We start from the raw sequence: 24,834 nt of genomic DNA, 5'->3' as shown, positions 1-24,834 counted from the left end.
AGAAGTACGACCAGTCAATATTACGTCAGTTAAGTTATTATTATACAAGGGGAATTACCTTTGCATTGCAACATTTCACTAACAACACAGATACTATCCGAAAACAAAAAGAGCTCCTCATATGGGAGCTCTTTTCGTTCAACGGCTAGAAAGCAAAACAACCGAGTTATTCAGTAATCTAACGACCAGAATAATACATACAGATTCGAACACCATCGAACTCACGAATCTCAAATGGGATCTCGTAGATAGACTCCATCACTGATTTTTCAACCACTTCCGAAACCTTACCCGACTTAACCACTTTACCTTTCTTCATCGCGACAATGTTATCCGAGTAGCAAGAAGCGAAGTTGATGTCGTGAATCACGATAACGACCGCTTTATTGAACTCATGCGCCAAACGACGCAACGTCTGCATGATTTCAACCGAGTGTTTAATATCAAGGTTATTCAGAGGCTCATCTAAGAACACATAATCCGTATCTTGCGACACAACCATCGCGATAAACGCCATTTGACGCTGACCGCCACTCAACTCATCAAGGTATTTATTTTGGATGTCAGTAATGCCAAGGTGTTCTAGTGCTGTATCGACGATTTTATGATCTTCGTCTTTCAAGCGACCTTGAGAGTGTGGGAAACGACCAAAACAGACCAATTCACGAATCGTAAATCGCATGTTGATGTTATTTGATTGTCTTAACACGGCAAGGTGCTTCGCTAGCTCTTTGGTATCCCACTCAGCCAGTAACTTATCGCAAATGACCACTTCACCCGCGTCGCTGTCTGTTAAGCGGCTCGCCATTGAAAGCAGTGTACTTTTACCCGCACCATTTGGGCCAATGATAGAAGTCACTTCGCCTTTCGGGAACATAGCACTGGCATCATCAACCACGAGTGACTTGCCATACTTCTTAGTTAAACCTGTTAATTTAATCACTACTTACTACCTTTACTGAATTCTGGTGCGTAACAACAAGAACATAAAATACAAACCGCCGACCAAGTTAATAATCACACTCACAGTGGTTTCAAACGCCATCACTTTTTCGATAAACCATTGGCCAGAAACCAATAGAACGACCGCTAACAAACTGCTTGCGATGATAAGCACACGATGTTGATAAGATTTGAATATCTGACGAGCTAAGCTCACGGTGATTAAACCAAAGAACAGCACTGGGCCAACCAAAGCAGTCGATACCGCGACCATCACTGACACAATCACCAAGGTAATCTGAGTCAGTCGTTTGGTGTTCACACCCAAGCTTGTTGCGTTATCAACACCAAGCCAAAGTACATCAAGCTTAGGCGCTAACAACCAAAGGCCAAGCAAGCTCAAACCTAATGGAATAAGACTGAGGTAAACCAGTTCGCCTTTCACATTATTGAAGCTTGCGAACATCACATTCTGCAGCACCGCGAATTCATTGGGATCAATCAACATCGCAAGGAAGTTCGCTAAGCTCGAGAATACGCTGCCACACACGATGCCTATTAAAAGCAGTGTGAAAACGTTATTTCGCTTGCTCTTAAAGTAGAAATGGAACAAAGCAAACGAGAACAAGATCATCACAGTTACAGACATCGAAAAGTTTGCGATTGAATCAATCACCCAGAAACTGGTACTGCCAAACACAAACAGAAGTACCGTTTGAACCAGCATATACAAGCTATCAAAGCCCAAGATGGATGGGGTTAAAATTCGATTATTAGTAATGGTTTGGAACACCAATGACGATGCAGAAATCGCCACCGCCGCCAACACAATTGACAGTAGTTTAGGTAGTCGCAGAGACAAGAAGAACTCGTAGTTATCCCACGTCAGCCCCTGCCCGATGAATAGCGCTGTCATACCCAAAGACGCGATAGCCAGAATCGCAATTTTTACTGAATCACGCATTCGACTTGTCTCTCATGATTAGGTAAATAAAAATCATGCCACCAAAGATGCTGATTACCATCGAGATTGGAATCTCATAAGGGAAGATGACGATTCGAGCTAGCAGGTCACAAGCCAACACCAAGATCACCCCCCAGTAGGCAGTCCAAGGCAGAATCTTCTTCATGTTATCGCCCATCATCAGCGACACGATATTCGGCACGATAAGGCCAAGGAATGGGATAACACCAACGATCATCACCACAGAGGAGGCACTGATAGCCACTAACGCAACACCAATGAAGACGATCTTCTGATAATTCAAACCGATGTTTTTCGCGAAGCTCTCACCGATGCTCGCCGCACTGAACTGGCTCGCGAAATAGTAAGCCAATACACAAGCAGGCACCGCGAGATAAAGGATTTCATAGCTGCCCTGCAACACGCTCGCAAAGTTCGCCATAGTCCATGCCGACATGGTTTGTACTAAGTCGTACTTATAAGCAATAAAGGTTGTTAGAGACGAAACAACGTTGCCATACATAATGCCAATCAAAGGCACCAATACCGCGTTCTTAAACTTGAGGTGTTGTAGGAAGCGAACCAATAGCATGGTACCAAACACTGCAAACGCGAAGATAAAGCCTAAGTAGCTCCATTGCGCAGCATTGCCTAGCACTAGAATGCCGACAATGTAACCCAACATCGCACAGTCAATGGTGCCCATCGTCGAAGGCGCGGCAAACTTGTTCTGTACGATTTGCTGCATGATCAAGCCAGAAACACTCAATCCCGCTCCGGCAAGCACGATCGCGAGTAGTCGAGGGATCCGACTAACAATATAAATAGAGTTGGCGTGTTGGTTGCCATTGAAAAAGTCACTAAAACTGATTTCAGCGACTCCAATCATCAATGACGCAACGCATAACACAACAAGAAATACAGCAGCTGCAATGGGTTTCAACATAGAAATAATACTAAAGGTAGGTCTCGGGTAGCCCGTATAAAAAAGTGAAAAAGGGCTTATAAGAACACTCTTATAAGCCCGAAAATCTGATGGTTAGTAACTATTGAATCGTACGTTCAATGTCACTAATCATTCTGTGAATCGCCGTCACACCGCCACCAGCCAGATACCAAGCACTTGAATCAAGGTAAACGATATTGCCGTGCTGCGCTGCAGGTGTTGCCGCAACCAGTGGGTTATCAAACAGTTGTTGAGCGCGACCTTCTGATTTGCCAATCGCTTTTTCGCGGTCAAGCACGTAAAGCACTTCCGGTTTTGCATCAGCAATGTATTCAAAAGAGATTAGGTTGCCGTGTGTTCCTTTGATCGGAGCCACAGTTGCACTCTTTGATTCCACGAAACCAAAGTCATCAAAGATGATTGAGAAACGGCTGCCTTTGTTGAACATCGCAATGTTGTTACCGTTGTTCATTAGCATCATTGCTGAAGTTTCGTCAGACGCTACTTTGTCGTTTACCGCTGTGATAGAAGCTTGAGTCTCTTTAATGATCGCTTCGACTTCAGCTTGCTTACCAAAGATGTCGCCTAGCACACGCCAGTTTTGCTGAGCATCAGCCCAGTACTTGTCGCCTTCAATAGAAAACATGACAGTAGGAGCAATTTGTGCCAGTTTGTCGTAAACCTTAAGCATGCGGTTTTCCGCGATGATGATGTCAGGCTTCAACATGTAGATAGCTTCAAAATCAGGTTCGCTTAAAGAGCCTGTATTTGCCGTCGTATCTTTGTACGAAGCTAGGTAATCAGGCAGCAAGCTATGAGGCGCGCCAACTGGCTGTACACCAATTTTATCGAGCACGTCTAAGCTACCGTGGCCTAGAACCACCACTCGCTGTGGTACTTCAGTAAACTGCGCTGTGCCTTTCACATGCTCAATGGTGACGGTTTCCGCATGCGCGGTCATCATGAATGATGATGCTAGAACGATGGCAAGCCCGCTCAATAACTGGCGAACTGAATTGATTGTTTTCTTCATGTTTCTTCCTTTGCCATTGATACAAACCACCACTCATGACAATGAAAGTCACATTACTCATAGACGAGCATGGGGCGTACACAACTGCTAAATAACGATAATTTAAAGTCTGTCATTGGATTGACAACAAACCTGTAACGCAAGTGAGAACTATTATCAATTATATTTGCACTAAATTGGCGATACAACAACTTTATTATTCAGAAATGTAAAAGTGAGTATTCATATTTTGCGTAGTCAGGAGAGGTATTAGGAATCAGAAATATCAAAAAGACGCGAAGAGGAAAATACTCATCAACCTGAAGAAAAAAACAGATGGGGAAAGCACCCAAAAACCCTGTAATTACAACGCTGAACCCCAAAATAATGGATTGTAATTTACAATGTAAAGATCATATACAACAGAGACTTAATCATCACCAAATTAGCTGATCAATTAAACCCACTAATGACAACGAATACGAACAGCTGAAAAGCCAAGACTCAGTCAGATATCATGGTCAAATCCCTGACCTTCGCTCATTTAACCTTCAGTAACCGATGATAAATCACCCAAAAATATTTTTGAATTTAATTGAAAATAGGGTTGTAATTTTGAAAACTAGGCGTATAGTTCGCCACCTGGCTCTAATCTATAGAGCTGTTAATGCTAAAGTAAGTCCAAGTTCCACATAGACAGTTCTCGATTCCCTCGTTACACCATCTCTGCGTCAGCTTTCACCCAGATAGTCATTCAATAGCTTTTAAATTCGATCCTACTACCGATCTATCGTCATTTGCTCTTTTGTCAGCGAAGTCAGAATAGATAGAGCACTTAAATACAAATGTAATAAACACAAGGCACAGTTATGTCACGCAGAACAACACGACAAACCCATTGGTACCAACTATCACGCGAAAAAACAGTCAATAAACTAAAAGGTAATAAATGCTCAAGATTAAAATAGATTTACACAAAGAAGAGATTTCATGGGTCACCGAGATTCGACAGCTCAATAGCGATATACTCCACCGCCACATATTGCCCAAGCTACAACATCACAGCTATCTCATCGACTTTGAATTTAATGAACGAGAAAGCATCGGAACTATCGTTTCAGGCAACGGAAACACCCTAGGACATTTCACACTCCTATAGCATTTCCCAAAGGCTACAAAAGAAACACCATCTAGTCCCAAAGATGTAAAAGATGTCACCCTCAATTCGCTCTAGCAGAACAAAATAGAGTAGAAGTAAAACAGATCTGAAACCTAGCCCTTTTTGCATTTCACACGCGGCTAACGCTAGCTAGGTTATCGTACTTCTATTGAAACCAACTTATATCAAACTCTAAATCACCATTGAGTCATTATCAGTGCATTCATGGACTAATAAGTTAACGGCATCGACCTTAACTTCTGATCAAGAGTATATAAGTGTTCTGCAGCTTGCATGTGTTGAGGGTAATCACTGAACTTCTCACGATTCTCCTCATTCATCTTACATGTCTCATCCACCAGCATTAACTTCCAATACAGCTTCGTTGTATGCAACATCGCCAGTAACGGTTTGAACACCTCTTTCTCATAAGCTTGAATCAACTCTTCAATCAACTCGTCACGTTCGTCTTCGCTTGCGATTGAACCCTCGGTTGCCGACAACACTTTTTGATACTTCAGGTTTTGTTGCAGCTTATCCATGACCGTTTGGTTTTCTTCCGCTAAGTCAACAAGCTTCGACTTAATGATGTTTACCCAATTCGCTTGGCTCAGTACTGTGTCATCAACGCTGGTAAAATCTTCTCGTATTTGTCGTTCAACATCTTTTTGAGCTTTCTTTAAAACCGCACGCACCTTTTGGAAAGGCAGCTGATACTCCTTACTTAGCTCGATAATCAGTTTATGAAAACCACCATTTGGAAGGTGTAAGTTTTCTTTAAACGTCGCCATTGCAGCTTCTTGCTGTTCGGTAAGGTGAGTCATTCTGTTTCCTATTCTTTATCACTTATGGTGCTGAGCCCGCGATCATACCACTATATAACCTCGTTTTTTCGGTAACTTGATAGGTTATATCTAGGTGCGTACTTAAATTCTCTCAATACGTTATCTTTTGGTTACTTATTAATCCATATGGCGTTAAATGGTAAAACTGATCATCGATTAAAATCCATACTACACCTGTTCCAACAAAACAGACTTCTAACTTATACAGGTACTTAAATGAAAAAGATTGCACTTAAGATTGAGACTGTGCAAGTCGAATGCTCACCAAACTCGCCACCATGATAGCTAAGTAAAAGCTGCCGATAATGGATTCCATAAACACAAAGAATTGAGCAATAGGCAGAGCTGGTGATATGTCGCCGTAACCAACCGTAGTCAAGGTGATAAAGCTAAAGTACATCGCATTAAACAAGTTCGTCAGCCAGACTTGCTCTTCTAACCCGTTAAAGGCATTAGGAAAGATCTCTAAAATTAACAAGTAGATGGTCGACCAAGCAAACCCTAGCAACAAGTAAATACAGATGGAGCCGATGATGTGATTGGGTGTCACCGTTTTGGCTTTCATCACCTGCTTCAGCGCCGAGTAAATGTGTGAAAACAAGAACACAGCCAACGCCGATAACGTTACTACCGATAAGTTATAGCCTTCCAAAAATGAAAACACACCAGACACCAAGGCCGTGATCAACAACATCCCATACCAAGAGCGATACAAAGCTCGCTCTTTATGAATACCAACAATTGAACTCGCCAAAGTAATAATGATAATAAATAGTATTGTTTTCTGTCCTTGCGGATAGAACTGCTGCATCACAGCACAACCAAAAAACAACACCAACAGTGCATAAAACAAGAAGTAGAAGTTGTCGTCTTTCGAAACTGGTTTCATTTACTTTGCCTCTTGGTCTTCTTCGCCTTTATCTTCAAGGCCAAGCCAAGCCATCATAAGTTCGTAGGTCAAACTGAGTATTACTGCACCAACAAATAGGCCCACAATACCCGACATTGCCATACCACCTAACGCACCTAACAGAATCACCAACATAGGGATATGAGAGCCGCGGCTCAACAACATCGGCTTCAAAATCGCGTCACTACCGCTCACTAAAATACACCACACTAAGAACAAGCTCGCCGCCAGTGTCGATTCAACGCTGAACATGTAGATGATCGCCGGCAATAGAGCGAGAATCGGTGGAAGTTGGATTATCGCAATGAGCAGCACAGCTAGCGCCCAAAACGCAGCTGCTGGAACGCCTGCAATCACCAAACCGATTGCCGACATCATGGATTGAATCACAGCCACACCAATCACACCTTGCACAACGCTTCGCACGGTCGATTTAGAGAGCTCTACCAACTCTTCACCTTTACCGCCCGTTAAACGCGCCACTAAGTGAGTCACGCCGGTTTTGCATTTATCGGCATTACTCATGAATGCACCCGCAATGATGGTAGAGGTGATGAACTGAATAAAGCCGCCACCTAACGAGCCAAGAACAGAAGCCGCTTTCGTCGCAAACTGTTTAAGTTCATCCGCATACTTTATGAAAGTGCCTTCAATATTGTTGGAGGCGGCAACCAAGGTTGAATAAACCTTTTCCCCTATTAATGGAATATCTTGTAAGGACTCTTTCGGTTTAGGCAATGACAATGTGCCATCTTGAAGCCCTGTCATCAGGTCAGTCGCGCTGGTGTAGATACCAGAAGAAAGCGCCGCCAAAGGAATAAATAGAAGAATCACACCAATAAAGCTCAGCAATGCACTGGCTTTACCTTTCGACATCCCGGTTTTATTTGAAATTGCGACCGCCACTGGATACAACGCAGTCGCAATGATCGCACCCCATATCACCAGAAGAATGAATGGGCGCAAAATCGAAAAACACCAATACACGAGCATGGCAATCGCTGCGATCTTGATGGCAGCGTCTATCGCCTGTTTTGAAAAATCATCGGTTAACTTCATGAGACGTCCTTGTTAGACAAAATTAAGGCTGATTTTGTAGAAACTTCCAATTCCGTGTTTCTAGGAATAGAGAAGCCAAAATCATATATATGCCAATTAACACTAATTGGAATATGCGTATAAGAGTGTTGCTATCGATGTCACCGGAGCTCATCAACGTGCTACCAACCAGTACGAGCAACGTACTAAATGCAGTGGCGAAAATAGGTGCTTTTTCGGGAACCGTGTAGATCTTGGTAGCCATAAGAATGGCAATAAGTCCTATAAACAAAGAATAGAAGACAATGTTGGGTACTATAGAAAGAATTGAAAAAGCAGCAATCGCCAGCAATCCCCCGATACCGTTACTTATCACCAGAAAAGCGCTCAACTTTATCGACTTCTCTGACGTAATCATCAACGATAACAACGCAATGAACATCATTGTCAGTAAAGCTTCAGATATTTGAAAAATAAAGAAAAAACACACCACAGGATAGGAGATAATCATCGCCTTAAAGGCCGCATACCAACGCTGTTTCTTTTCGAGTGGCGCAGCAGCGAAGCCTGAGAACGCCGATTTTGGCTCAGGGAAAAACACATGCACTAACGCCAAACAGGAATGTGTGTAACCATAACGCTCTGCCAGGTTAGAATAATGTTTTAAGTCGTTATCAAAGCGGCGTCGATTCCAGCACCCTGTCAGTGAATCCGTTTCCACCAGCATTCTTAATCGACGCTCCAATATCTTGCGTCGGCTAATATCCGTAAAGGTCACCACGTACTTGTTATTGTGCGGCAGAATTTCAGTTAGCTTTTCCACCACAACGTTTACGGTAAACTGCTCACCAAGTCGACTGACGCCACTCAACTCACCTTTCCATCTCTGGTTTTCCTTCAGTGAGCGAGTAATGGTCGTGATTAGGCTGCTGTTATTCATAAAACAGAGATCAGAAATCGGACGAGATTCGACTTGGTCAAAGGCATAACCTGAAACCCGAGAGAATTGTTGATTCACTTGTATGACCCTCAATTGACTATCGAGGACAATAAAACCTGCGACACCATCAATGATCGCTTCCGACAAGTTATTCTTGCTTTGAGCCATTTCATGTCGATAAAGGCGTGCGGTAATAAGAGTGCTAAGTAAAAACAACGCACACACCGAAAAAAACATGGCTGGCGTAGAAGCAATACTCAGCAACCACAAGCTAAATGCCATATTGAGGACAAGTGCAGACACCACGTATAGCGGCATTTTTCGGTCATAACTTAACTTGTTCATAGTTTGCTCTGGTGATGGGCGAATGACTATGATGGCTAAGTTTTAATTAAGATATTTACCATTTTACGACACATACAAATTCAAATTACATATCGAACAATAAGTGCATAGGGTTACACTAACTATTAAGCGGAAGAGATTGAAAAGATTCGAGACCGCCACTTTGAATGCCAACCAGTGCCGGGTTACCTAGGCCTACTAACCGAATATCTCCGTCAAAATAACGAATAAACAAACGGTTAGTGGCCAAGCTCGTGTTTACTGACTTGGTAGATTACTGAACGGCTAGCTCCCCTCTGCGTACCCAGAATGCTCGAACATGGTCATAAATCAGATTAAACACAAACGCGTAAATGGTAATAAAAATGGTCACGCCGATGTCCATCAAAAATGCCTGCCATAACCCCACGTTAAGTAAGTATGCCATCACAGGGATTGTCGCTATCAACAAGCCAGCCTCAAATAGCACGACATGAAAAACACGTAACTTAAGCGAACGCTTTGATTTTTCCCCCGTGAAATAACGATCAAAAATACGGTTAAAACAGTAGTTCCAAATCATCGCGATGGTCGCAACAACTATCATGGTTCCTGATAAGGCATTCACATCGTGATCAGTAAATATCGCTAAACCTATAATTGACAGTGTGACGGCCAATACTTCAAACAACACCGAGTGGAAAACTCTCTCTAACGTACTCATACATTCCTATAGCAATTTATAACATGGTGGACTTACCGAAATTATGTCACCGAAAACAATAAGAGAAAGTTAACAGCCATCACGTTTAGTGATAGCTTAAGTATAAGTACCCCATTTTGTATTGAGCGAGAGATAACATGTACAGTTTTGAGCAACTAAAAGTCTTCGTCACAGTGTGTGAAAGTGGCTCTTTCTCTGCCGCCGCTCGCAAACTGAAACGAGCTCAGTCTGGGGTAAGCCAATCGATAGCCAACCTCGAAATTGCCATTGACCAAGAGCTGTTTAACCGAGAGAAAAACATCCCCGTTTTAACCAGCAAAGGTAAAGCGTTATTGCCTGTGGCTAAGTCCATTCTTGACCAGCAAAAGTACTTCGATCAAAAAGTAGAATCGCTGACCCAAGAAGATGAGCACGAACTGATCATTGCGGTTGATGAAAGCATCATAGATAAGAACTTTATTAAGATAATCAGCTCACTCGCCGATCAATTTCCAATCACACACTTCGATATCATTACCACCTCAACCTTTGATGTTGAAGACCTAGTAAGACGCGGAAAAGCACAGATTGGCATCATCTACGCGGATGGCGAACTGAAGGTCGATATGGATTTCTTTTTGCTAGGCCAAGCGCGTTTCCTAACTGTTAGCTCTGCCACTCACGAACTGAGTCGCATGTCCGTAGTACAAGACTCGGACCTCAAACGTTATCGCCAATGTGTACATCGCAGTTCAAAGCAGCGCGAATTGTGGTTCACCTACGGTATTAGCTCGATGCTTTGGTATGCGAACAACCACAAGACCATTGTTGATCTCGTTGAACAGAACGTGGGTTGGGCAAATGTGCCCGAGATGATGGTGATGGAAGGCATTCAAAAAGGCGATCTTGTGGCGTTGCCTGTCTCGCACGAGCATGGTGGTTGGATTACTCCAGTGGGATGTTTGGTGTCTCGCAGCCACATCAACGGCCCAGTTCTCACCAGCCTTATTGAGCAGCTTAAGAGGCACTCACTGCAATACAATCAATGGCAGGCTAACTAACCTCCCCTGTTCTTCACTCATCGTCAATTCATAGATTCAATATCGACGTGGGACTCACCACCGCTACCTCATTTCTGCTTATCTTGCCGATAAATATCTTTGTCGTGTGGATAAAACACCCTAGTTGATGTCCCAAAGTGACATAACTACTATGCGATCCCAACGGGTTTGTCTTTTCAAACGAATATAGACAGACCCAAATCGTTCTTTAACACCACTGACCCAACTTCAAATCTCCCAGATAAGCGCTCAGCCTTGCCGTTGCTTATATCGGTTTCAAATAGATCACTTTTTGAATATTAATTCGCACCCAGTTTATGAGCGCTCTTTGAGTGCTTTTTTATATCTAAATGAACCTTTTGGAAAATTTGTCGTGAACGTTTTAAGAAATATTTGCCCTGAGAAAATGGGTAAAGAGCGTAACAAACGAGAGTATGATTTACGCGTACTTAATTGTGTCAGTGAAAGCGAATATGAATCGCGTATGGCGGTTTGGAATAGCCTTGCGTTAACTGCTACTCCGTCTGCTTCGGAAACAAAGGGCTTCATCGATGAGTCTTTCAACAAGCTTCAACAAGACCTGAAAGAAGCTAGCCGTGAGTTATCGATTAACTACACGGACTTCATCGCAATGGCGCATGAAGAGATCAACTACATTAAGGTGTTTGTTGCTGATAAAACAGCACAATACGGTTGGTACGCTGCGATCGTTCTTATGGTCATCGGCACGGTTGCTCTGTGTATTCAGTAAGTTAGACCACAAATTTTACTGGCTACTGCATCGAGCGCTTTAATGCGCTCTAACTAGAAAACAAATGACGAGTCTCATTTGTTTTCTAGCCACCACAAACTCACTCTCCCATCAAAAACAACAAATCTTGGGTCGCTTGTTTTGGGCTTTCAGCGTGACATATCGCTGATACCAAGGCTAATCCATGAATACCTGTGTTAACCAACTGCGGAATGTTCGATTCGTTGATTCCACCGATACCAACAATCGGCAATTTCGTTGTTTTCAAAGCCATTTGAATGCCTTCATAACCCCAATGTTTCTTTAGATTCGTCTTAGTCGGTGTGGCAAAAATCGCACTGAGACCAATGTAATCGATCGGCAAACTATCTGCTTGTTGTAGCTGCTGTTCAGTTTCAATTGATAACCCAAGAATCTTGTCTGAACCAATCAGCTTACGTGCTAACTCTGCAGGCATATCCGATTGACCCAGATGCAAACCATCGGCGTCGACAGCCAATGCTACGTCCACTCGGTCATTGATGATCAGCGGAACACCTGAGCCAGCCAGAATCGACTTAACCGCTTGTGCTCGTTCAATGAAGGCTCTTACGTCCCCATGTTTTTCTCTTACTTGAACCATAGTGACGCCACCAGCAACCGCTTGTTCAACCACGAATTTAAGCGTTTCTAGATCTTGTTGGTCGTCAGTCACCAGATAAAGTTTATAAGGGTTCATCGCGTACCTTTGAAGTCGATTTCTAAAATTGGTTTTCTGCCATTTTACCGACAAATCACATCCTATGCATGGAAGTTAGCACTTAATTCCTTAAGTTAGGCGGTTGAATTCAAATACGCAACTCGTTGAAAGCATGTCGAAAAACCCGATTTTTCTAACAAAAGCGTTACTTATTACACAAACTATTCGCTTTAGCATGCCCAGAATGCTGTTTTATGAAATACTCCCCTATGAAGGAATCAGGTAAATATAGGGATAGTTATGCGCCACCTTTCTATAGCGCTCAAGATCAAGCTGGGTTATGCCATCTGCTTGCTCTTTTTCGTCATTTCAGGCCTTGTGAGTTACAAAGGTATTCAAACCTTGTCGAACGGCTTTAGCCAGTACAGTGAACTCAGCCACAAGGCGACATTGTCAGGCAACATTCAAGTGCACTTTCTTCAGATGCGTTTAGCTTCTGAACGTTACTTAGAGTCATTGGATGATCAATACGAAGCGAATTATCAATCGAGCAAACTTGCGATTGATGAACTGCTGAACAACTTAATCCAAACCACCACCAATACTGATAACTTGTCGAGCCTGCAATTAGTGCAAGACAGCGTTGCAGCTTTTGATGCGGCTTATGGATCAATGAAACAGAGCCAACTGCTCATTGACCAACTGGTCAACGTTGAGATGGTCAAACGAGAAACCAACGCACTGAAAGCGGCTCAGAGCTTGTTGTATGAGTCATACAATAACAATGATCCAAACGCGAGCTTATACGCAGGCATGTTGATGGAGAACTTCCTCGCAGCCAAGATCACCGTACTCAGTTACTCAAACAACAACGACCTCAAAACCTACGAAGCCGGTAAAGACATCTTTGAATATGCTCTGCCAGGTATCGAGGGCGATATTGAGTCTCTTAAATCATCTCCTTATCAAAGTGAACTGATTGAAGATTTCTCTAACCAACGTGAAGCGTACGCGAAAGGCTTTGAACAAGTTCACCAACAGATGCTGGAGAACACTCAAAGAACCGCTACCCTCGCCTCTATTGGTGACAGCTTAGCGATTTCGGTAGCTGATGCTCAGAGCATTCTAGAACAACAGAAACAAGCATTAACACCAGAACTGCAAGCCAGCGAAAAGCGCTCGATTCAAATCATCATATTGCTGACGGGTGTGGCTTTAGTTATTGGCATGACGAGCGCCGTGTTGGTGACTCGCTCTATTACTAAAGGCATCGCACAAGTTAAACAGATCACCAACGAGCTTTCTCAGGGCAACCTGAATGTGGAAGTGAACATTGAGAGCAAAAATGAGATTGGCGAACTGCTGACTAATATGGAGATCACCATTGAATCTCTGCGCGATATTGTTGGCCAAGTGAACCGTTCTAGCGTGCGTATTGGTGAGATGTCGGAGTCACTCAATCAAGTGACCAATAACAGCTCGACCAACGCAACACAATTGAATAGCGAGATGATAAATATCTCTTCTGCCGTTGATCAATTGGCTTCCAGCACATCAGAAATTGCTGCAAGTGCTAACCACGCGTCTCAAGTTGCTAACCAAGCAACCGAGAATGTGGCGATGGGACTCAAAGAAGTAGACAAAACACTGCATGAAATTGGCAGCGCCGATGAAAGCATGCAGGTAAGCAGCCAAAAAGTGACTGACCTACACAAAGAGTCGATGAACATTGGTGCCATTCTTGAAGTAATCAAAGGCGTTTCTGAGCAGACCAACCTGTTGGCATTGAATGCGGCTATTGAAGCTGCGCGCGCAGGTGAACAAGGTCGGGGATTTGCAGTAGTAGCCGATGAAGTAAGAACGCTCGCTAAACGTACCCAAGACTCTGCTAGCCAGATTGATGAGCTCATCACCTCACTACAACGTGGCGCTAAAGATGCGTTAGAGTCTATCAAAGAGAGCCACAGCACGGTTTCAGACGCTTCAACGCAGGCGCAGCAAGCTTCTCAGAACTTACATGTGATTAATCAACACATCCAAGATCTGAACCAAGCCAACAGCCAAATCGCAGTATCTGTCGACGAGCAAGATTGTCTGACCAAATCATTGGGTGAGAATGCACAAGGTGCAAACACCATCGCACAAAGTAACCAAGAGTCAGTCAGCAGCATTTCTGGTGCCGCGAGTGACTTAACCGAGGTTGCTCATCATCTAGAGAGCCAAGTAAATCGATTTAGAACCTAGCTGACTTTAAGTCTCTGTTATTTCGAGCCTCGTTTATTGAAAATATGGCGAACACGGTTTATATAATAAGAAAGCCCCCAGCACATTCGTGTTGGAGGCTTTTTAGTGAGCTAAATACTTATAGCCAGATTGAGGCTACTGAATCTTTAAACGTTGAATCAGTGTCTCTTCATCTAGTTGATACAGCTCATCGAGTAAGTTCATCTGCAAGCTACCCGGGCCGCGTGAGTTCTCAGCTGCGATTTCACCAACCACACCCAACACCGCTGCGGCAGCCAAGCCACTGTCATCACCGACTGCAGCGAAAGCTCCCGTTAATGCAGTAAGAGTACAACCCATGCCCGTCACATACGGCATCATTGGATGTCCGTTGTTTAACGTCACAACACTGTCTTTAGTGACAACGTAATCTGTCTCACCAGAAATCACCACATTCGCACCGTATTCAGCGACTAAGCATTGCGCTGCGCCTAATGCGGCATCACTGCTATCCAGCGCATCAACGCCTTTGCTCTGCGCTTGCTCACCCGCTAGCGCGATAATCTCAGACGCATTACCACGAATGATTAGCTTATCGGCTAAACGTGCAATTTCACGAGAAGTCTCAGTACGCAGCGTACTTGCGCCACAACCCACAGGGTCAAGAACCACAACCTTGCTGTTCGCGTTCGCTTGTTCAACCGCGAAACGCATTCTTGGTGTCCAAACACTGTCTAACGTGCCAATGTTAATCACAAGCGCGCCAGAGAAAGACATCATCTCAGCCAGTTCTTGCTGCGAGTGCGCCATGATAGGCGAAGCACCAATCGCCAATAACGCATTGGCCGTATTGTTCATCACGACGTAATTGGTGATGTTCACCACCAGTGGTTTTTGCTCTCGTACTGCGCGCAACGATTGGATGATTTGTTCAGTTAGCATGGATAAATCCTTATTCGTAAAAGTCGCTTTTAAGCCGAGGTTGAGTCATTAAGTGCATTCAGACCTTGCTGCCAAAAAGCCACTTCCATACGTGTTGCGGTTTTGAAAATATGAACGATGTTCTGACCGCGCTCGCTGTTGATATCAATTTCAGCAAGCAGTTGATTGAAGTATTCCGCGCCCGTTGCTACGCCAGACTGGAACTCTTCACTGCCATACAGTTGCAGCCAGCTTGCGTACGGGTTGCCTTCTAATACAGTATCGCTGCTTTCTAACAGCGCTTTACCAATCACAGCGTAACCAATGGAACACGGAGCCAGTGCCGCATAAAGATCGACAAGATCACCCGTCATGCCTGCATCCAGAACGTAGCGCGTATAAGCAACTGTACCGAAATCCTCCGGCTCATTTTCTAGGTCAGATTCGGTTAAACCCCACTGACCACAGTAAGTCACGTGGTGAGAGATTTCAGAATCTAGCAGGGCATGAACACTTGGCAGTGCACGACGCATGTCAGCCAGTGTTTTTGCCTTGTAAATCGCTAATGCATAAGCGCGGGCATACTGCTTCAAGAACAAAAAATCTTGCTTCAGATAATGAAGGAAACACGGCTGAGCGAGCGTGCCGTTTGCCAGCGTTTTAACAAAATCATGCTCGGTGTAGTCTTGCCAATCTTGTTGACAGGCTTGGATTAAGTCTTGGTATTTCATGAGATTCCTTAATCAAAAGTCGGTACGTAGTCAGCGGCTTTTGGTAGTGATTTGATAATGCCTTTGTCGAACATGAACTGTGCGTAATCGTCGTAACGCTTTAGGTCAACAGCAGAAGGGCGAAGTGCAAAACGAGTCAGCGTGTCATTCCATGCGCGTTGGTTAAGCTCGTTATTCAACGTATCTGGTGAATACGCCACAAACTCGCTCCATGACTCTTGTGGGTGGTTCACGATGTAAGTTGTTGCTTGCTCCAATGCTTTGTTGAACGCTTTGATCGCTTCATCATCGTGTTTCTTTGCGTTCGCAACAAAGATAAGCTCGTCGTAAGCGGGTACGCCGTGCTCTTCTGGGAAGAATGCTTTCGCTTTAAAACCTTCAAGTGCTAACTGGTTGGTTTCGAAGTTCCGTAAGCCACCCCAGATTGCGTCTACCTTGCCCGATGCCAATGAAGATGAAAGTGCCCAACCGACATTGATGGTTTGCACATCTGTAAATGCAACATTTTCTTGCGCTAACATAGTGCCGATAGTCGCTTCTTCGTTACCCGCAATCGCAATACCGATCTTCTTGCCTTTCAGATCCGCTAGCGAATCGTTCTTGCCGTTATCCAGTACCATTAGTGTGTTCAGTGGCGTCGCGATAAGGGTTGATGCACGAACTAAAGGAAGACCCGCTGCCACATCCATGGTTAAACTTGGTTGGTAAGTTACCGCTAAATCGACCTTACCTGCCGCGACCAATTTTGCTGGCGTGCTTGGGTCTGCTGGTTCTTGGATTTCAACCTCTAAGCCTTGGTCAGCAAAGTAACCACGCTCTTGAGCAATCACAATCGGGCCGTGGTTCGGGTTTACAAACCAATCCAACATCAATGTCAGTTTCTTTTGTTCAGAGTCCGCTAGAGCATGACCCGAAACTAACGAAGCAAGCAGTGCCACTGCACCTACCAATTTGGTATTTTTCATAGTTAACCTTTCCTTTTGAATATTATTATTGTGTTTATAGAGCTCATTTTTAACGAGCTATTGTTGAGATAAATAGCGTTGAGCGAAGCCTTATTAAACAAAGTGTTATTGAGCAAGCCATTACTGGTTCTCCCAAGGGATAGCTTTTTTGAGTAACTTGTCTATGATGAAGTAGAGCGAGATAGACAGCACCGCCAAGATGAACAAGGCAGCAAACATCTCATCAATGATCATGCGCGCGTTGGCCTGCAGCATTAGGTAACCTAACCCTTCACTCGAACCAACCCATTCCCCGACTACGGCACCAATTGGCGCAATCACCACCGCTACACGAATGCCAGACGCTAAGGTTGGCAGTGCAGCAGGAAGTTGGATATGGCGGAGCAGTTGCCATTTCGATGCACCCATCGTTTTGGCAAGATCGAGATAGCCTGTCGGTGTATTGCGCAGACCGTCGTAACAACAAGTGGTTACTGGGAAGAAGATAATGATCGCCGCCATCACCACTTTTGAGGCGATGCCATAACCAAGCCACAGCATCAATACTGGCGCGATCGCAAATACAGGGATAGCTTGGCTGGCAATTAAGATAGGCAATAACCAACGTTTTAACGGATCAAACATCAACATCTGCAGAGCGAAAAATAGCCCCATAGACAATCCGAGTAACAAGCCAAGTAGGACCTCTTGCGCAGTCACCCATGTGTGTTTGAGTAACACATCGTAACGTTCAATCAGCTTTAAAAAGACTTCTGCAGGCGCTGGCAAAATGAAGCTCGGCATCTCGAAGACAACCACAACTAACTGCCATAAACCGAGAATCACAGCACTGCTGATAAGCAAACGAACAACAGGATTCATCTGACGAGGGCGTGCAGTGGTAGCCTGTGCGTTAGTTGAATGAGCCACAGTTTCGCTTCGCGTTAGATCATTCATAATCACGCTCCAACTGATCTAAGATCGCTTGTTGTAACTCAGCACATTCACCATCTAACACTCTTGGTGTGGCAGTGAGAGGCACAGATAAAGACTGAGCGTTCGCCGGTGTGCCTTGCAACACATACAAATTGTCCGCCAAACGCACCGCTTCTTGTGGGTCATGGGTGATCAACACAACGGTTTTATCTCTCAACAGCTCACACGCTAAGCTCTGTAGTTTGTGTCTCGTTACCGCATCCAGCGCAGAGAACGGCTCATCCATCAGCACCACTGGCTTGTCTTGCATTAAAGTTCGAGCCAAAGCGACACGTTGACGCATACCACCAGACAACTGATCCGGCATCGCATTCGCATAATCAGCCAAACCAACCGCAGCGAGCAACTCGAGTGCTTGATTGGTTTGCACTGCTTTGTCAGAAGCTGAATTTTGAAAACAATGACTCAGACATACATTGTCGATAACCGACAGCCATGGCAGTAACAAATCCTGCTGCGCCATGTAAGCGATGCGATCCGTTAAAGGCAATTCATCAGAGATTGTCAATGTTCCCTGCCACTCCACCTTGTCGTCCAACAAGCCTGCCAGATAACGCAATACCGTGGTTTTCCCGCAGCCACTTCGACCTAGCAATACCGTCCACTTACCTGCGTTTAAGCTAAGCGACAATCCCGATAAGGTTGCGTGCTCACTGTCGTTATAACGTAAAGAGGCATTGCTGAGCTGAACACCCACCGTATTAACGGACATTCCCGTGCCCAGCGAAGAAGTGATTTACGGGCCCATGACCTTGGCCGACTTGCAACTCATCAGCATGAGCAATCGCGCGCGAAATGTATTGTTTGCCTAGCTCAACAGCCTCTGACAGCGTGTTGCCTTGCGCTAAGAAAGAAGCAATAGCAGATGAAAGCGTACAACCCGTACCGTGGGTGTTTTTGGTAGGAAAACGCTTCGCACTAATCAAAGCAGACGTGGTTGGCAGAATCAGTAAGTCGTTACTGTTCTCATCCTTCTCTAAATGACCGCCTTTGAGAAGAACGGCTTTAGCACCTAGTGCACGCAGGTCTTCAATCATATCCTGCATTTCGGCTTCGCTTTCAGGCACAGCTTTGCCCGTTAGTGCTGCGCCTTCCGGCAAGTTAGGCGTAATGATGTCTGCGAGCGGAATCAGTTCTTGTTTTAGCGTGGTGATCGCCGAGTTTTCTAAAAGAAGGTCGCCACTTGTCGCCACCATGACAGGGTCAATCACTAGGTGTTTAGGTTGGTATTGTTTGATTTTGTCCGCGACGACTTTGATGATTTGCGAATCCGCCAACATGCCGACTTTTACCGCCACGATATTCAAATCGGTAAACACTGCATCTAACTGACTAGCGACATGCTCTAGTGGGATTGGAAATATAGCGGACACGCCTTGGGTGTTCTGAGATGTAATCGCGGTAATTACCGAACAAGCGAAGCTACCCGTTGCAGACATGGCTTTAATATCAGCTTGAATGCCCGCGCCACCACCACTGTCAGAACCCGCAATGGTCAAAACAATCGGAGTATTGATCGAAGAAGATTGGTTTTCTGGTGTTTGAGTGCTGTTAGGTGATACTTGAGAATTGGAATGCTGTGTCATGGTCGCTCCTACTGTCTAAAAGACGTAAGAGAACCGAACTTTGGCCGCAAAGAGAGTGTGGAGGTGAAAGCAATGAGAGATCATTGTTGAACCACGTAGGCAAAGTAATCATAGTTCCCTACGCCAGTGTTAACTGAATCAGGTTCAACGGGTCTCGAATAACGATCTCAGCAAACACCAAATAAGGTATATGCCCCCCGACTATTGATAGCGATAGTAACAGCACTCTCACAACTGAGATACTGATTTTATTCAATTATAAGAATTACACATGAAAAAATTTCAATTAGGTCCAACAAAACAAATACTTATAACGTTCCTTTAGATGGCTTCGACTGTATCAACAAGCACAACACAATCAGAAACATACCTAGCCAGCCTGTAAACGGAATCAGCTCACCGACAATACACACGGCCAACACGGCGGCAACGACTGGCTCAAGTAAGGTAATCAAGTTGGCGCTACTCGCTGTGACATGGCGTAGCCCAAAACTGAAAGCGATATAGCCTAAACATTGAGGAAGTAACACCAAGTAACTCACCACCAATATATTGGTATTCGATGCGAACAAGTTATCCCCCGTAAACCAAAGCGTTGGCAGTAGCAACATCGCTCCTAGCCCAAATATGCTGCCCATCGCTGCTTGCGACTTAATGCCTTCGTCTATCAGAGCTTTTGTCGCCCATGAATAAATGGCGTAACACAACCCAGCAATCAACCCTAATCCAATGCCCAAAAGCTTCAGATCGTCACCAGAATCATTCGCTGATGATGATTCTGAAAATACCAGTAGCCCAATACCAACCACGCCAATGGCAAAGCTCGTTAACCAACGTTTGTTGATATTATTCTTTTTGCTAATAAGACACTCTAAAAGTGCAGAAAAGAAAGGAGCAGTAGCTATCGACACCACTGTGCCCATTGCGACACCCGATAACTTCATCGAAGAGTAAAAAGCCAGAGGATAGATCGCCAAAGCCAGCGCACTCGCCGCTAACAACTTTTTGTTGAGCAAAAGCTTATCAAGTGAAGATAAGATCTTTCGATACGCCAAGACTGCTTGCATTAAGCCGCCGACGCCCATTGAAAAAGCACCAATCGCTAATGGGCTGAGATCAGGCGCAAAGCTTGCGGCGGTGCCTGTCGTGCCCCATAAAACAGAAGCAAACACGATGGCTAAAGTGCCCGTTTGGAATTCGTTAACGCGATTGATGGCAAGATTCATTTCTATTACCTAGTCTATTTTCATTTCTGAAATAGATAATAGTGAACATATACTAAGTTGAGTTTGCCAAAAGGACGCTATTCTTGTTTTGGAAGACTCTCTTTCATCGAGCCCAAAAACGCCCTTGGAGACATGCCAAAGTGCTGAGAGAAGCGTCGACTGAATGCAGACAAGTCACTATAACCCACATTTTCTGCGACCAATTGAACGGGTAAATCGGTATGGCTAAGCAAGGCTTGAGCTTTCTCCATACGATAGCGAGTGATGTACTTAAGCGCACTGATTCCAATGCACTCTTTAAAGCGCTTCTTAAATTGAGTGGGGCTCAAGCAAGCCGTTTCTGCAAGCTGAGAAATAGAGAGAGGCTGGGCGTAATTATCCGCAATGAGCCTTTGGACCGCTCGAATACGAGGGTCGATGCTCTTGCTGACTTTTTGTTGCTCTAATAACAGTGAAAACACATCCAAGATGGATGATTCAATGCCACTGTCCACTTGGTATTCCAACTGCTTTTCAACAAACAGCAAGAAGCTCATTAAGGGTGGCGTGATAGTAAACACCGAGAGCTCATGCTCTAACAAGTGCTGCGGTAACTCTGCCATATCTGCGACAATAAACCGCGCTGCTTCATCCGCCTTAAACGCATGCGCTGTGGTTACCGGAATCACCACGCATTCGCCCACGGCCACCTTGCCGACATATCCCACCATTTCAATACTAATACTCCCTTGAATAGGCAGCACGAGTTGATGGTAGCCATCATGGGCATGAGTATTAAATTGCTTGGTGTAAGATCGAATGCTTAGGCTAGATTTCATGAGCAACGCCGGAATTCAGTTTATTGAAACATGAGTGTTAAAAAGAAATTACATGATTTAAGCGAGGGAGTCACATCGGACTAGTATTTTTGTCGTATCTCTTTCTAGCCTTTCTAAGTCGGATCAAAAAAGCCGTTTAAGTATTGATACTCAAACGGCTTTTTACTCAAGTCTAATTCGCAATCTCAAGAACAGTTAACCGAATCGGCTATCACTTCCTAACAAAATGGCTCATTCAGACTCTATTATTTTTGAAGTTGCTCTTTAGCGGCTTCAACCTTAGAAAAATCTAGGCCAAGCTCTTCAACTGCTTCTTTGATTAGCGCAGGGTTTTGCATTACCTGGCCCATCAGCATTTGAAGTTTATCTTGTGGTAAGCCAAGTTGGCTGATCGTCGCCATTGCTGCAAGAGGGTTCTCGGTCAACGTCTTGAATAGCTCGCTGATCTGCTCGTCGCTAATATTGTTCTCTTTCAACATTGCTAAAATCGGGTTCATTTTTTTGCCTTTGAAACACTAAATTAAGTAGGAGCACAGCATACCATCTAGCTGTGCTCGATTGTACTAGCAACTTATACTTTGCCTACTGTGAAGTAACCCTAAGCCTAGCGAGACTCTAATGGGTAAGAGCGGTAGCTCCACATACCATAGGTTCTAAGCGCATCTCGGTAGATACCTAGTAGCTCACCATCACTCGCCTTCTTAAGATCTGCGAGTGGCTTGTCTGGGTAAGAAACCGTATCAAAAGTAATGCCCTGAGGGCCGGTTTGCCAGCTAGCGATTTCAAACAGAGTTTGACCACGACGAACATGGCTTGCCGAGCTAATAATGGTCGCGTGCTTAATATCATGGCGAGCAAGTGCGTAGCTACTGAGTAAGGCATTGCCTACCGTGCTGGTCGCGTAATTCTCTTCGATGATGCGATCTTTGCTTACCCCTTTCTCGATAAGCCAATCCGCCATTAACTTACCTTCAGTCTTGTGGTTCTTGGGCACGCCACCCGTTAACACGATCATCGCATCTGAGTTCGCCTTAGCCATCGCCAATGTTGTCTCAAGACGCTCAATCAAAATTTGATGCATAGAGCCGTCTGGATTAAGCGCATAGCCCAAAGTGACAATCGCGCCATGATGATCAAGCAAGCCTTTATCCGCAGACTCTTTCAACGGTGTTTCTAACACGCGGTCGACCGTAGCAAAAATGCGTTTGATGTCTTCTGCTTTACCTTTGTTCAGGCTTTCCAGTTTCTCCATGTGCTTATTGGATTCACTTTCATTGCCTTCAAATCGCTGCCAAACCGCAAGGTAAGCATGAAGATCAACATCGTCTGGTGCAACCGTCAGCGCTTGCTCAAACAGCTCAATAGCGCGCTCTGCATTCTTGTTGTAGATCTGAGCGTTCGCTGCCGAGATAAGCAAATCAGTACGGTAAGGTTCTAGTTGGTAAGCTTCTAACAATCGGTTAGTCACAATTTCCATGTTGCTTGGCATTTTAGCCGTAAAGCCCGCGTGAGAAATTCTTGCCGGAGACTTAAACGCCTGCAACGCATCAAGAAGTAATTGGTCGACAACTTGTCGCTTAGTCACCAACTGCGCGTAATCCGCAGAAGCCTGTACTGCGCCGTCGTTAGCAGCAAAAGAATAAGGTGTTGCGCCAAAAGCCAGCATGCCACCAAGAGCGAGGGCGATAATGTTCTTTTTCATGAAAAGATCCTGTGTCGTTAAGTGTTCACATCAGATTTGCTCACCAATGTAAGTCCCTAAGATTAAAAAACTGTGAACCAAACCTTACTCCCCAAGGTTAATATTCATTTGTTGCATAAGATGTGGCTGCAGATCACGATTTTGAACTTACCAATAAGCCTGTGTATCCAGATAATTTTGGTTTAAAGGGGAATTAACCGATCATTTTGGAATATCTAACTGCGAAATCCATGCGCCCTATTCCACCGAAAACCGCCAATCACAAATCCAAACTCCACAGAAAACAACACGCCTAAACAGCAACTTTAAGCTCATTTTTTCAACAACTTAAAATCCAACACACCGAATTGTTCGATGTTGAACCTCCCCACAGATAACGAAGCTCTAAACATATGGCCTCTAAATGCGAATCGACATATTTTCAAATAATTCAAAATCAAATATTGAACGACCGTTCAAGTGGTGCTTTAATGAATCACCAATACAAGGAGTTACCCCATGCTTAAGTTCTATTTTCACCAAACACCCAACCCAATGAAGATCGCTCTGTTTTTGGAAGAGACAGGCCTAGATTTTGAACTTGTTCCTGTCGATACCTTAAAGGGTGAACAGCATTCACCGGAATATCGTTTGATCAATCCAAATGGCAAAACGCCTGCGATTGAAGACGAAGGACAACGTGTATTCGACTCTAACGCTATCCTGCTCTACCTATCTGAGAAAACAGGCAAGCTAGCCGGTCAGCCAGAAGACAGAGCTGAACTGTTATCTTGGATGATGTTTATCGCAAGCGGACTTGGCCCATACTCTGGCCAATCGGTACACTTCCGTCATGCTGCACCTGCAGGCTTAGATTACGCGGTAAATCGTTATCTACGCGAAGCGCAACGTCACTACGAAGTGTTAGAGAAACATATGGAAGGTCGTGAGTTTATCGTCGGAAATGAGTACACGATTGTCGATGTCGCTGCATGGGGCTGGATTGATAAAGCACCGGTTGTGCTTGGTGAAGAAGGCTTAGAACCTTACCCGAACTTGAAGCGCTGGTTTAACGCAATCAACACTCGCCCTGCTGCACTGCGTGCTCGCGAAATCGGCAAAGGCATTGAGTTTAAAACCGAACGTGATGAAGAAGCGAAACGAGCGCTGTTTCCTTCGAATTTCCCAATCAACGAAGAATTCAGCATGAAGTAAACGATGTGGAGCGAAAGCTCATTACTGGGCGAGCTATCTAAAAATCAATAGTATTGTTTCTATTAACTGATACCACACTAGTTAAAATATCAATACTATTGATATAGCTATTGTAAGAACCCTTACCGACATCCGATGGTGTCTCTGTCGGTCGTGCCGGGGAAAAGTCCTGAATCAGTTACTCTGGATCGCAGCGAATTTGTAATACCAATTAAAGTA

General features: G+C 44.5%; 23 protein-coding genes, 3 pseudogenes and 1 riboswitch. Of the genes and pseudogenes, 5 read left to right on the top strand and 21 right to left on the bottom strand.

The window, feature by feature from the left end; all coding sequences use genetic code 11:
- Nucleotides 1-178 precede the first annotated feature (178 nt).
- From AB4323_RS16910 to AB4323_RS16895, 4 genes are all read right to left on the bottom strand, one after another.
- Nucleotides 179-943, bottom strand: a complete 765-nt coding sequence (locus AB4323_RS16910; RefSeq protein WP_372152945.1) for an ABC transporter ATP-binding protein — start codon at nucleotides 941-943, stop codon at nucleotides 179-181.
- A 12-nt stretch (nucleotides 944-955) separates the two neighbouring features.
- Nucleotides 956-1,906 carry an iron chelate uptake ABC transporter family permease subunit gene (locus tag AB4323_RS16905; protein WP_108208412.1) on the bottom strand — a complete coding sequence of 317 codons (951 nt, stop codon included), beginning with the start codon at nucleotides 1,904-1,906 and terminating at the stop codon, nucleotides 956-958.
- A complete protein-coding gene (locus AB4323_RS16900) occupies nucleotides 1,899-2,852 on the bottom strand; it encodes an ABC transporter permease (RefSeq protein ID WP_017061896.1) in 954 nt (317 codons plus the stop codon). Before AB4323_RS16900 ends, AB4323_RS16905 begins: the two co-directional genes overlap by 8 nt.
- Before the next feature lie 100 nt (nucleotides 2,853-2,952).
- A complete protein-coding gene (locus tag AB4323_RS16895; protein WP_017066720.1) occupies nucleotides 2,953-3,885 on the bottom strand; it encodes a siderophore ABC transporter substrate-binding protein in 933 nt (310 codons plus the stop codon).
- A gap of 928 nt (nucleotides 3,886-4,813) precedes the next feature.
- Between AB4323_RS16895 and AB4323_RS16890 the strand changes: the two genes are divergently transcribed.
- Nucleotides 4,814-5,023, top strand: a complete 210-nt coding sequence (locus AB4323_RS16890) for a hypothetical protein (protein ID WP_004731601.1) — start codon at nucleotides 4,814-4,816, stop codon at nucleotides 5,021-5,023.
- Between the two features lie 230 nt (nucleotides 5,024-5,253).
- On the opposite strand, the gene AB4323_RS16885 is transcribed toward AB4323_RS16890, so the two are convergent.
- From AB4323_RS16885 to AB4323_RS16860, 6 genes and pseudogenes are all read right to left on the bottom strand, one after another.
- Nucleotides 5,254-5,847, bottom strand: coding sequence for a hypothetical protein (locus AB4323_RS16885; RefSeq protein ID WP_017061898.1), 594 nt, complete (start codon nucleotides 5,845-5,847; stop codon nucleotides 5,254-5,256).
- Nucleotides 5,848-6,100: 253 nt separating this feature from the next.
- Nucleotides 6,101-6,757 (bottom strand): potassium channel family protein, encoded by a 657-nt coding sequence (locus AB4323_RS16880; RefSeq protein ID WP_372110868.1) that lies wholly within the window; start codon nucleotides 6,755-6,757, stop codon nucleotides 6,101-6,103.
- Entirely contained in the window at nucleotides 6,758-7,837 is a 1,080-nt protein-coding gene (locus tag AB4323_RS16875; protein ID WP_372152943.1) for an AI-2E family transporter, read from the bottom strand.
- A 22-nt stretch (nucleotides 7,838-7,859) separates the two neighbouring features.
- A pseudogene (locus AB4323_RS16870) lies at nucleotides 7,860-8,426 on the bottom strand (hypothetical protein); the annotation flags it as partial.
- Nucleotides 8,421-9,101: pseudogene (locus tag AB4323_RS16865) on the bottom strand (PAS domain S-box protein); the annotation flags it as partial. The pseudogenes AB4323_RS16865 and AB4323_RS16870, both read right to left, overlap by 6 nt.
- Before the next feature lie 274 nt (nucleotides 9,102-9,375).
- Nucleotides 9,376-9,804, bottom strand: a complete 429-nt coding sequence (locus AB4323_RS16860; protein ID WP_017066716.1) for a PACE efflux transporter — start codon at nucleotides 9,802-9,804, stop codon at nucleotides 9,376-9,378.
- 137 nt (nucleotides 9,805-9,941) lie between these two features.
- Between AB4323_RS16860 and AB4323_RS16855 the strand changes: the two genes are divergently transcribed.
- Together AB4323_RS16855 and AB4323_RS16850 are read left to right on the top strand one after the other, a co-directional pair.
- A complete protein-coding gene (locus AB4323_RS16855) occupies nucleotides 9,942-10,844 on the top strand; it encodes a LysR family transcriptional regulator (RefSeq protein WP_372152941.1) in 903 nt (300 codons plus the stop codon).
- Between the two features lie 406 nt (nucleotides 10,845-11,250).
- Nucleotides 11,251-11,595 (top strand): hypothetical protein, encoded by a 345-nt coding sequence (locus tag AB4323_RS16850; protein WP_017064409.1) that lies wholly within the window; start codon nucleotides 11,251-11,253, stop codon nucleotides 11,593-11,595.
- A gap of 100 nt (nucleotides 11,596-11,695) precedes the next feature.
- Here the strand turns inward: AB4323_RS16850 and thiE are convergent, their stop codons facing one another.
- A complete protein-coding gene (thiE, locus tag AB4323_RS16845) occupies nucleotides 11,696-12,313 on the bottom strand; it encodes a thiamine phosphate synthase (protein WP_017066714.1) in 618 nt (205 codons plus the stop codon).
- A gap of 261 nt (nucleotides 12,314-12,574) precedes the next feature.
- Between thiE and AB4323_RS16840 the strand changes: the two genes are divergently transcribed.
- Nucleotides 12,575-14,518, top strand: coding sequence for a methyl-accepting chemotaxis protein (locus tag AB4323_RS16840; RefSeq protein WP_372152939.1), 1,944 nt, complete (start codon nucleotides 12,575-12,577; stop codon nucleotides 14,516-14,518).
- Between the two features lie 135 nt (nucleotides 14,519-14,653).
- On the opposite strand, the gene thiM is transcribed toward AB4323_RS16840, so the two are convergent.
- The 10 genes and pseudogenes from thiM to AB4323_RS16790 all read right to left on the bottom strand — a co-directional run bounded on the left by thiM (nucleotide 14,654) and on the right by AB4323_RS16790 (nucleotide 23,421).
- The gene (gene thiM / locus AB4323_RS16835; RefSeq protein WP_102456569.1) at nucleotides 14,654-15,439 is read right to left on the bottom strand and encodes a hydroxyethylthiazole kinase; all 786 of its coding nucleotides are present in this window, start codon (nucleotides 15,437-15,439) and stop codon (nucleotides 14,654-14,656) included.
- Between the two features lie 29 nt (nucleotides 15,440-15,468).
- Nucleotides 15,469-16,149, bottom strand: a complete 681-nt coding sequence (tenA, locus tag AB4323_RS16830) for a thiaminase II (RefSeq protein WP_017102513.1) — start codon at nucleotides 16,147-16,149, stop codon at nucleotides 15,469-15,471.
- Between the two features lie 8 nt (nucleotides 16,150-16,157).
- Nucleotides 16,158-17,114, bottom strand: coding sequence for an ABC transporter substrate-binding protein (locus AB4323_RS16825; protein WP_372152937.1), 957 nt, complete (start codon nucleotides 17,112-17,114; stop codon nucleotides 16,158-16,160).
- Nucleotides 17,115-17,234: 120 nt separating this feature from the next.
- A pseudogene (locus AB4323_RS16820) lies at nucleotides 17,235-17,969 on the bottom strand (ABC transporter permease); the annotation flags it as partial.
- Nucleotides 17,970-18,042: 73 nt separating this feature from the next.
- Nucleotides 18,043-18,801: an ABC transporter ATP-binding protein gene (locus AB4323_RS16815; protein WP_372152935.1), complete on the bottom strand. Its 759-nt coding sequence runs from the start codon at nucleotides 18,799-18,801 to the stop codon at nucleotides 18,043-18,045.
- Nucleotides 18,791-19,675: a bifunctional hydroxymethylpyrimidine kinase/phosphomethylpyrimidine kinase gene (gene thiD / locus AB4323_RS16810; protein ID WP_017064402.1), complete on the bottom strand. Its 885-nt coding sequence runs from the start codon at nucleotides 19,673-19,675 to the stop codon at nucleotides 18,791-18,793. Before thiD ends, AB4323_RS16815 begins: the two co-directional genes overlap by 11 nt.
- A 98-nt stretch (nucleotides 19,676-19,773) precedes the next feature.
- Nucleotides 19,774-19,885: riboswitch (TPP riboswitch) on the bottom strand.
- A gap of 98 nt (nucleotides 19,886-19,983) precedes the next feature.
- Nucleotides 19,984-20,901, bottom strand: a complete 918-nt coding sequence (locus tag AB4323_RS16805) for a DMT family transporter (protein ID WP_372152933.1) — start codon at nucleotides 20,899-20,901, stop codon at nucleotides 19,984-19,986.
- 77 nt (nucleotides 20,902-20,978) lie between these two features.
- Nucleotides 20,979-21,719, bottom strand: a complete 741-nt coding sequence (locus AB4323_RS16800) for an AraC family transcriptional regulator (RefSeq protein WP_017061918.1) — start codon at nucleotides 21,717-21,719, stop codon at nucleotides 20,979-20,981.
- A 245-nt stretch (nucleotides 21,720-21,964) separates the two neighbouring features.
- Nucleotides 21,965-22,216 (bottom strand): DUF2999 family protein, encoded by a 252-nt coding sequence (locus AB4323_RS16795; RefSeq protein WP_004731647.1) that lies wholly within the window; start codon nucleotides 22,214-22,216, stop codon nucleotides 21,965-21,967.
- Between the two features lie 107 nt (nucleotides 22,217-22,323).
- Nucleotides 22,324-23,421, bottom strand: a complete 1,098-nt coding sequence (locus tag AB4323_RS16790; RefSeq protein ID WP_372152932.1) for an ElyC/SanA/YdcF family protein — start codon at nucleotides 23,419-23,421, stop codon at nucleotides 22,324-22,326.
- A gap of 498 nt (nucleotides 23,422-23,919) precedes the next feature.
- On the opposite strand from AB4323_RS16790, the gene AB4323_RS16785 reads away from it, so the two are divergent.
- The gene (locus AB4323_RS16785) at nucleotides 23,920-24,615 is read left to right on the top strand and encodes a glutathione S-transferase family protein (RefSeq protein ID WP_372152930.1); all 696 of its coding nucleotides are present in this window, start codon (nucleotides 23,920-23,922) and stop codon (nucleotides 24,613-24,615) included.
- The last annotated feature ends 219 nt before the right edge of the window (nucleotides 24,616-24,834 follow it).

This window comes from Vibrio sp. 10N.261.52.C11 (assembly GCF_041471405.1).
GTDB lineage: Bacteria > Pseudomonadota > Gammaproteobacteria > Enterobacterales > Vibrionaceae > Vibrio > Vibrio crassostreae_C.
This window is presented reverse-complemented; position numbering and strand designations above follow the sequence as displayed.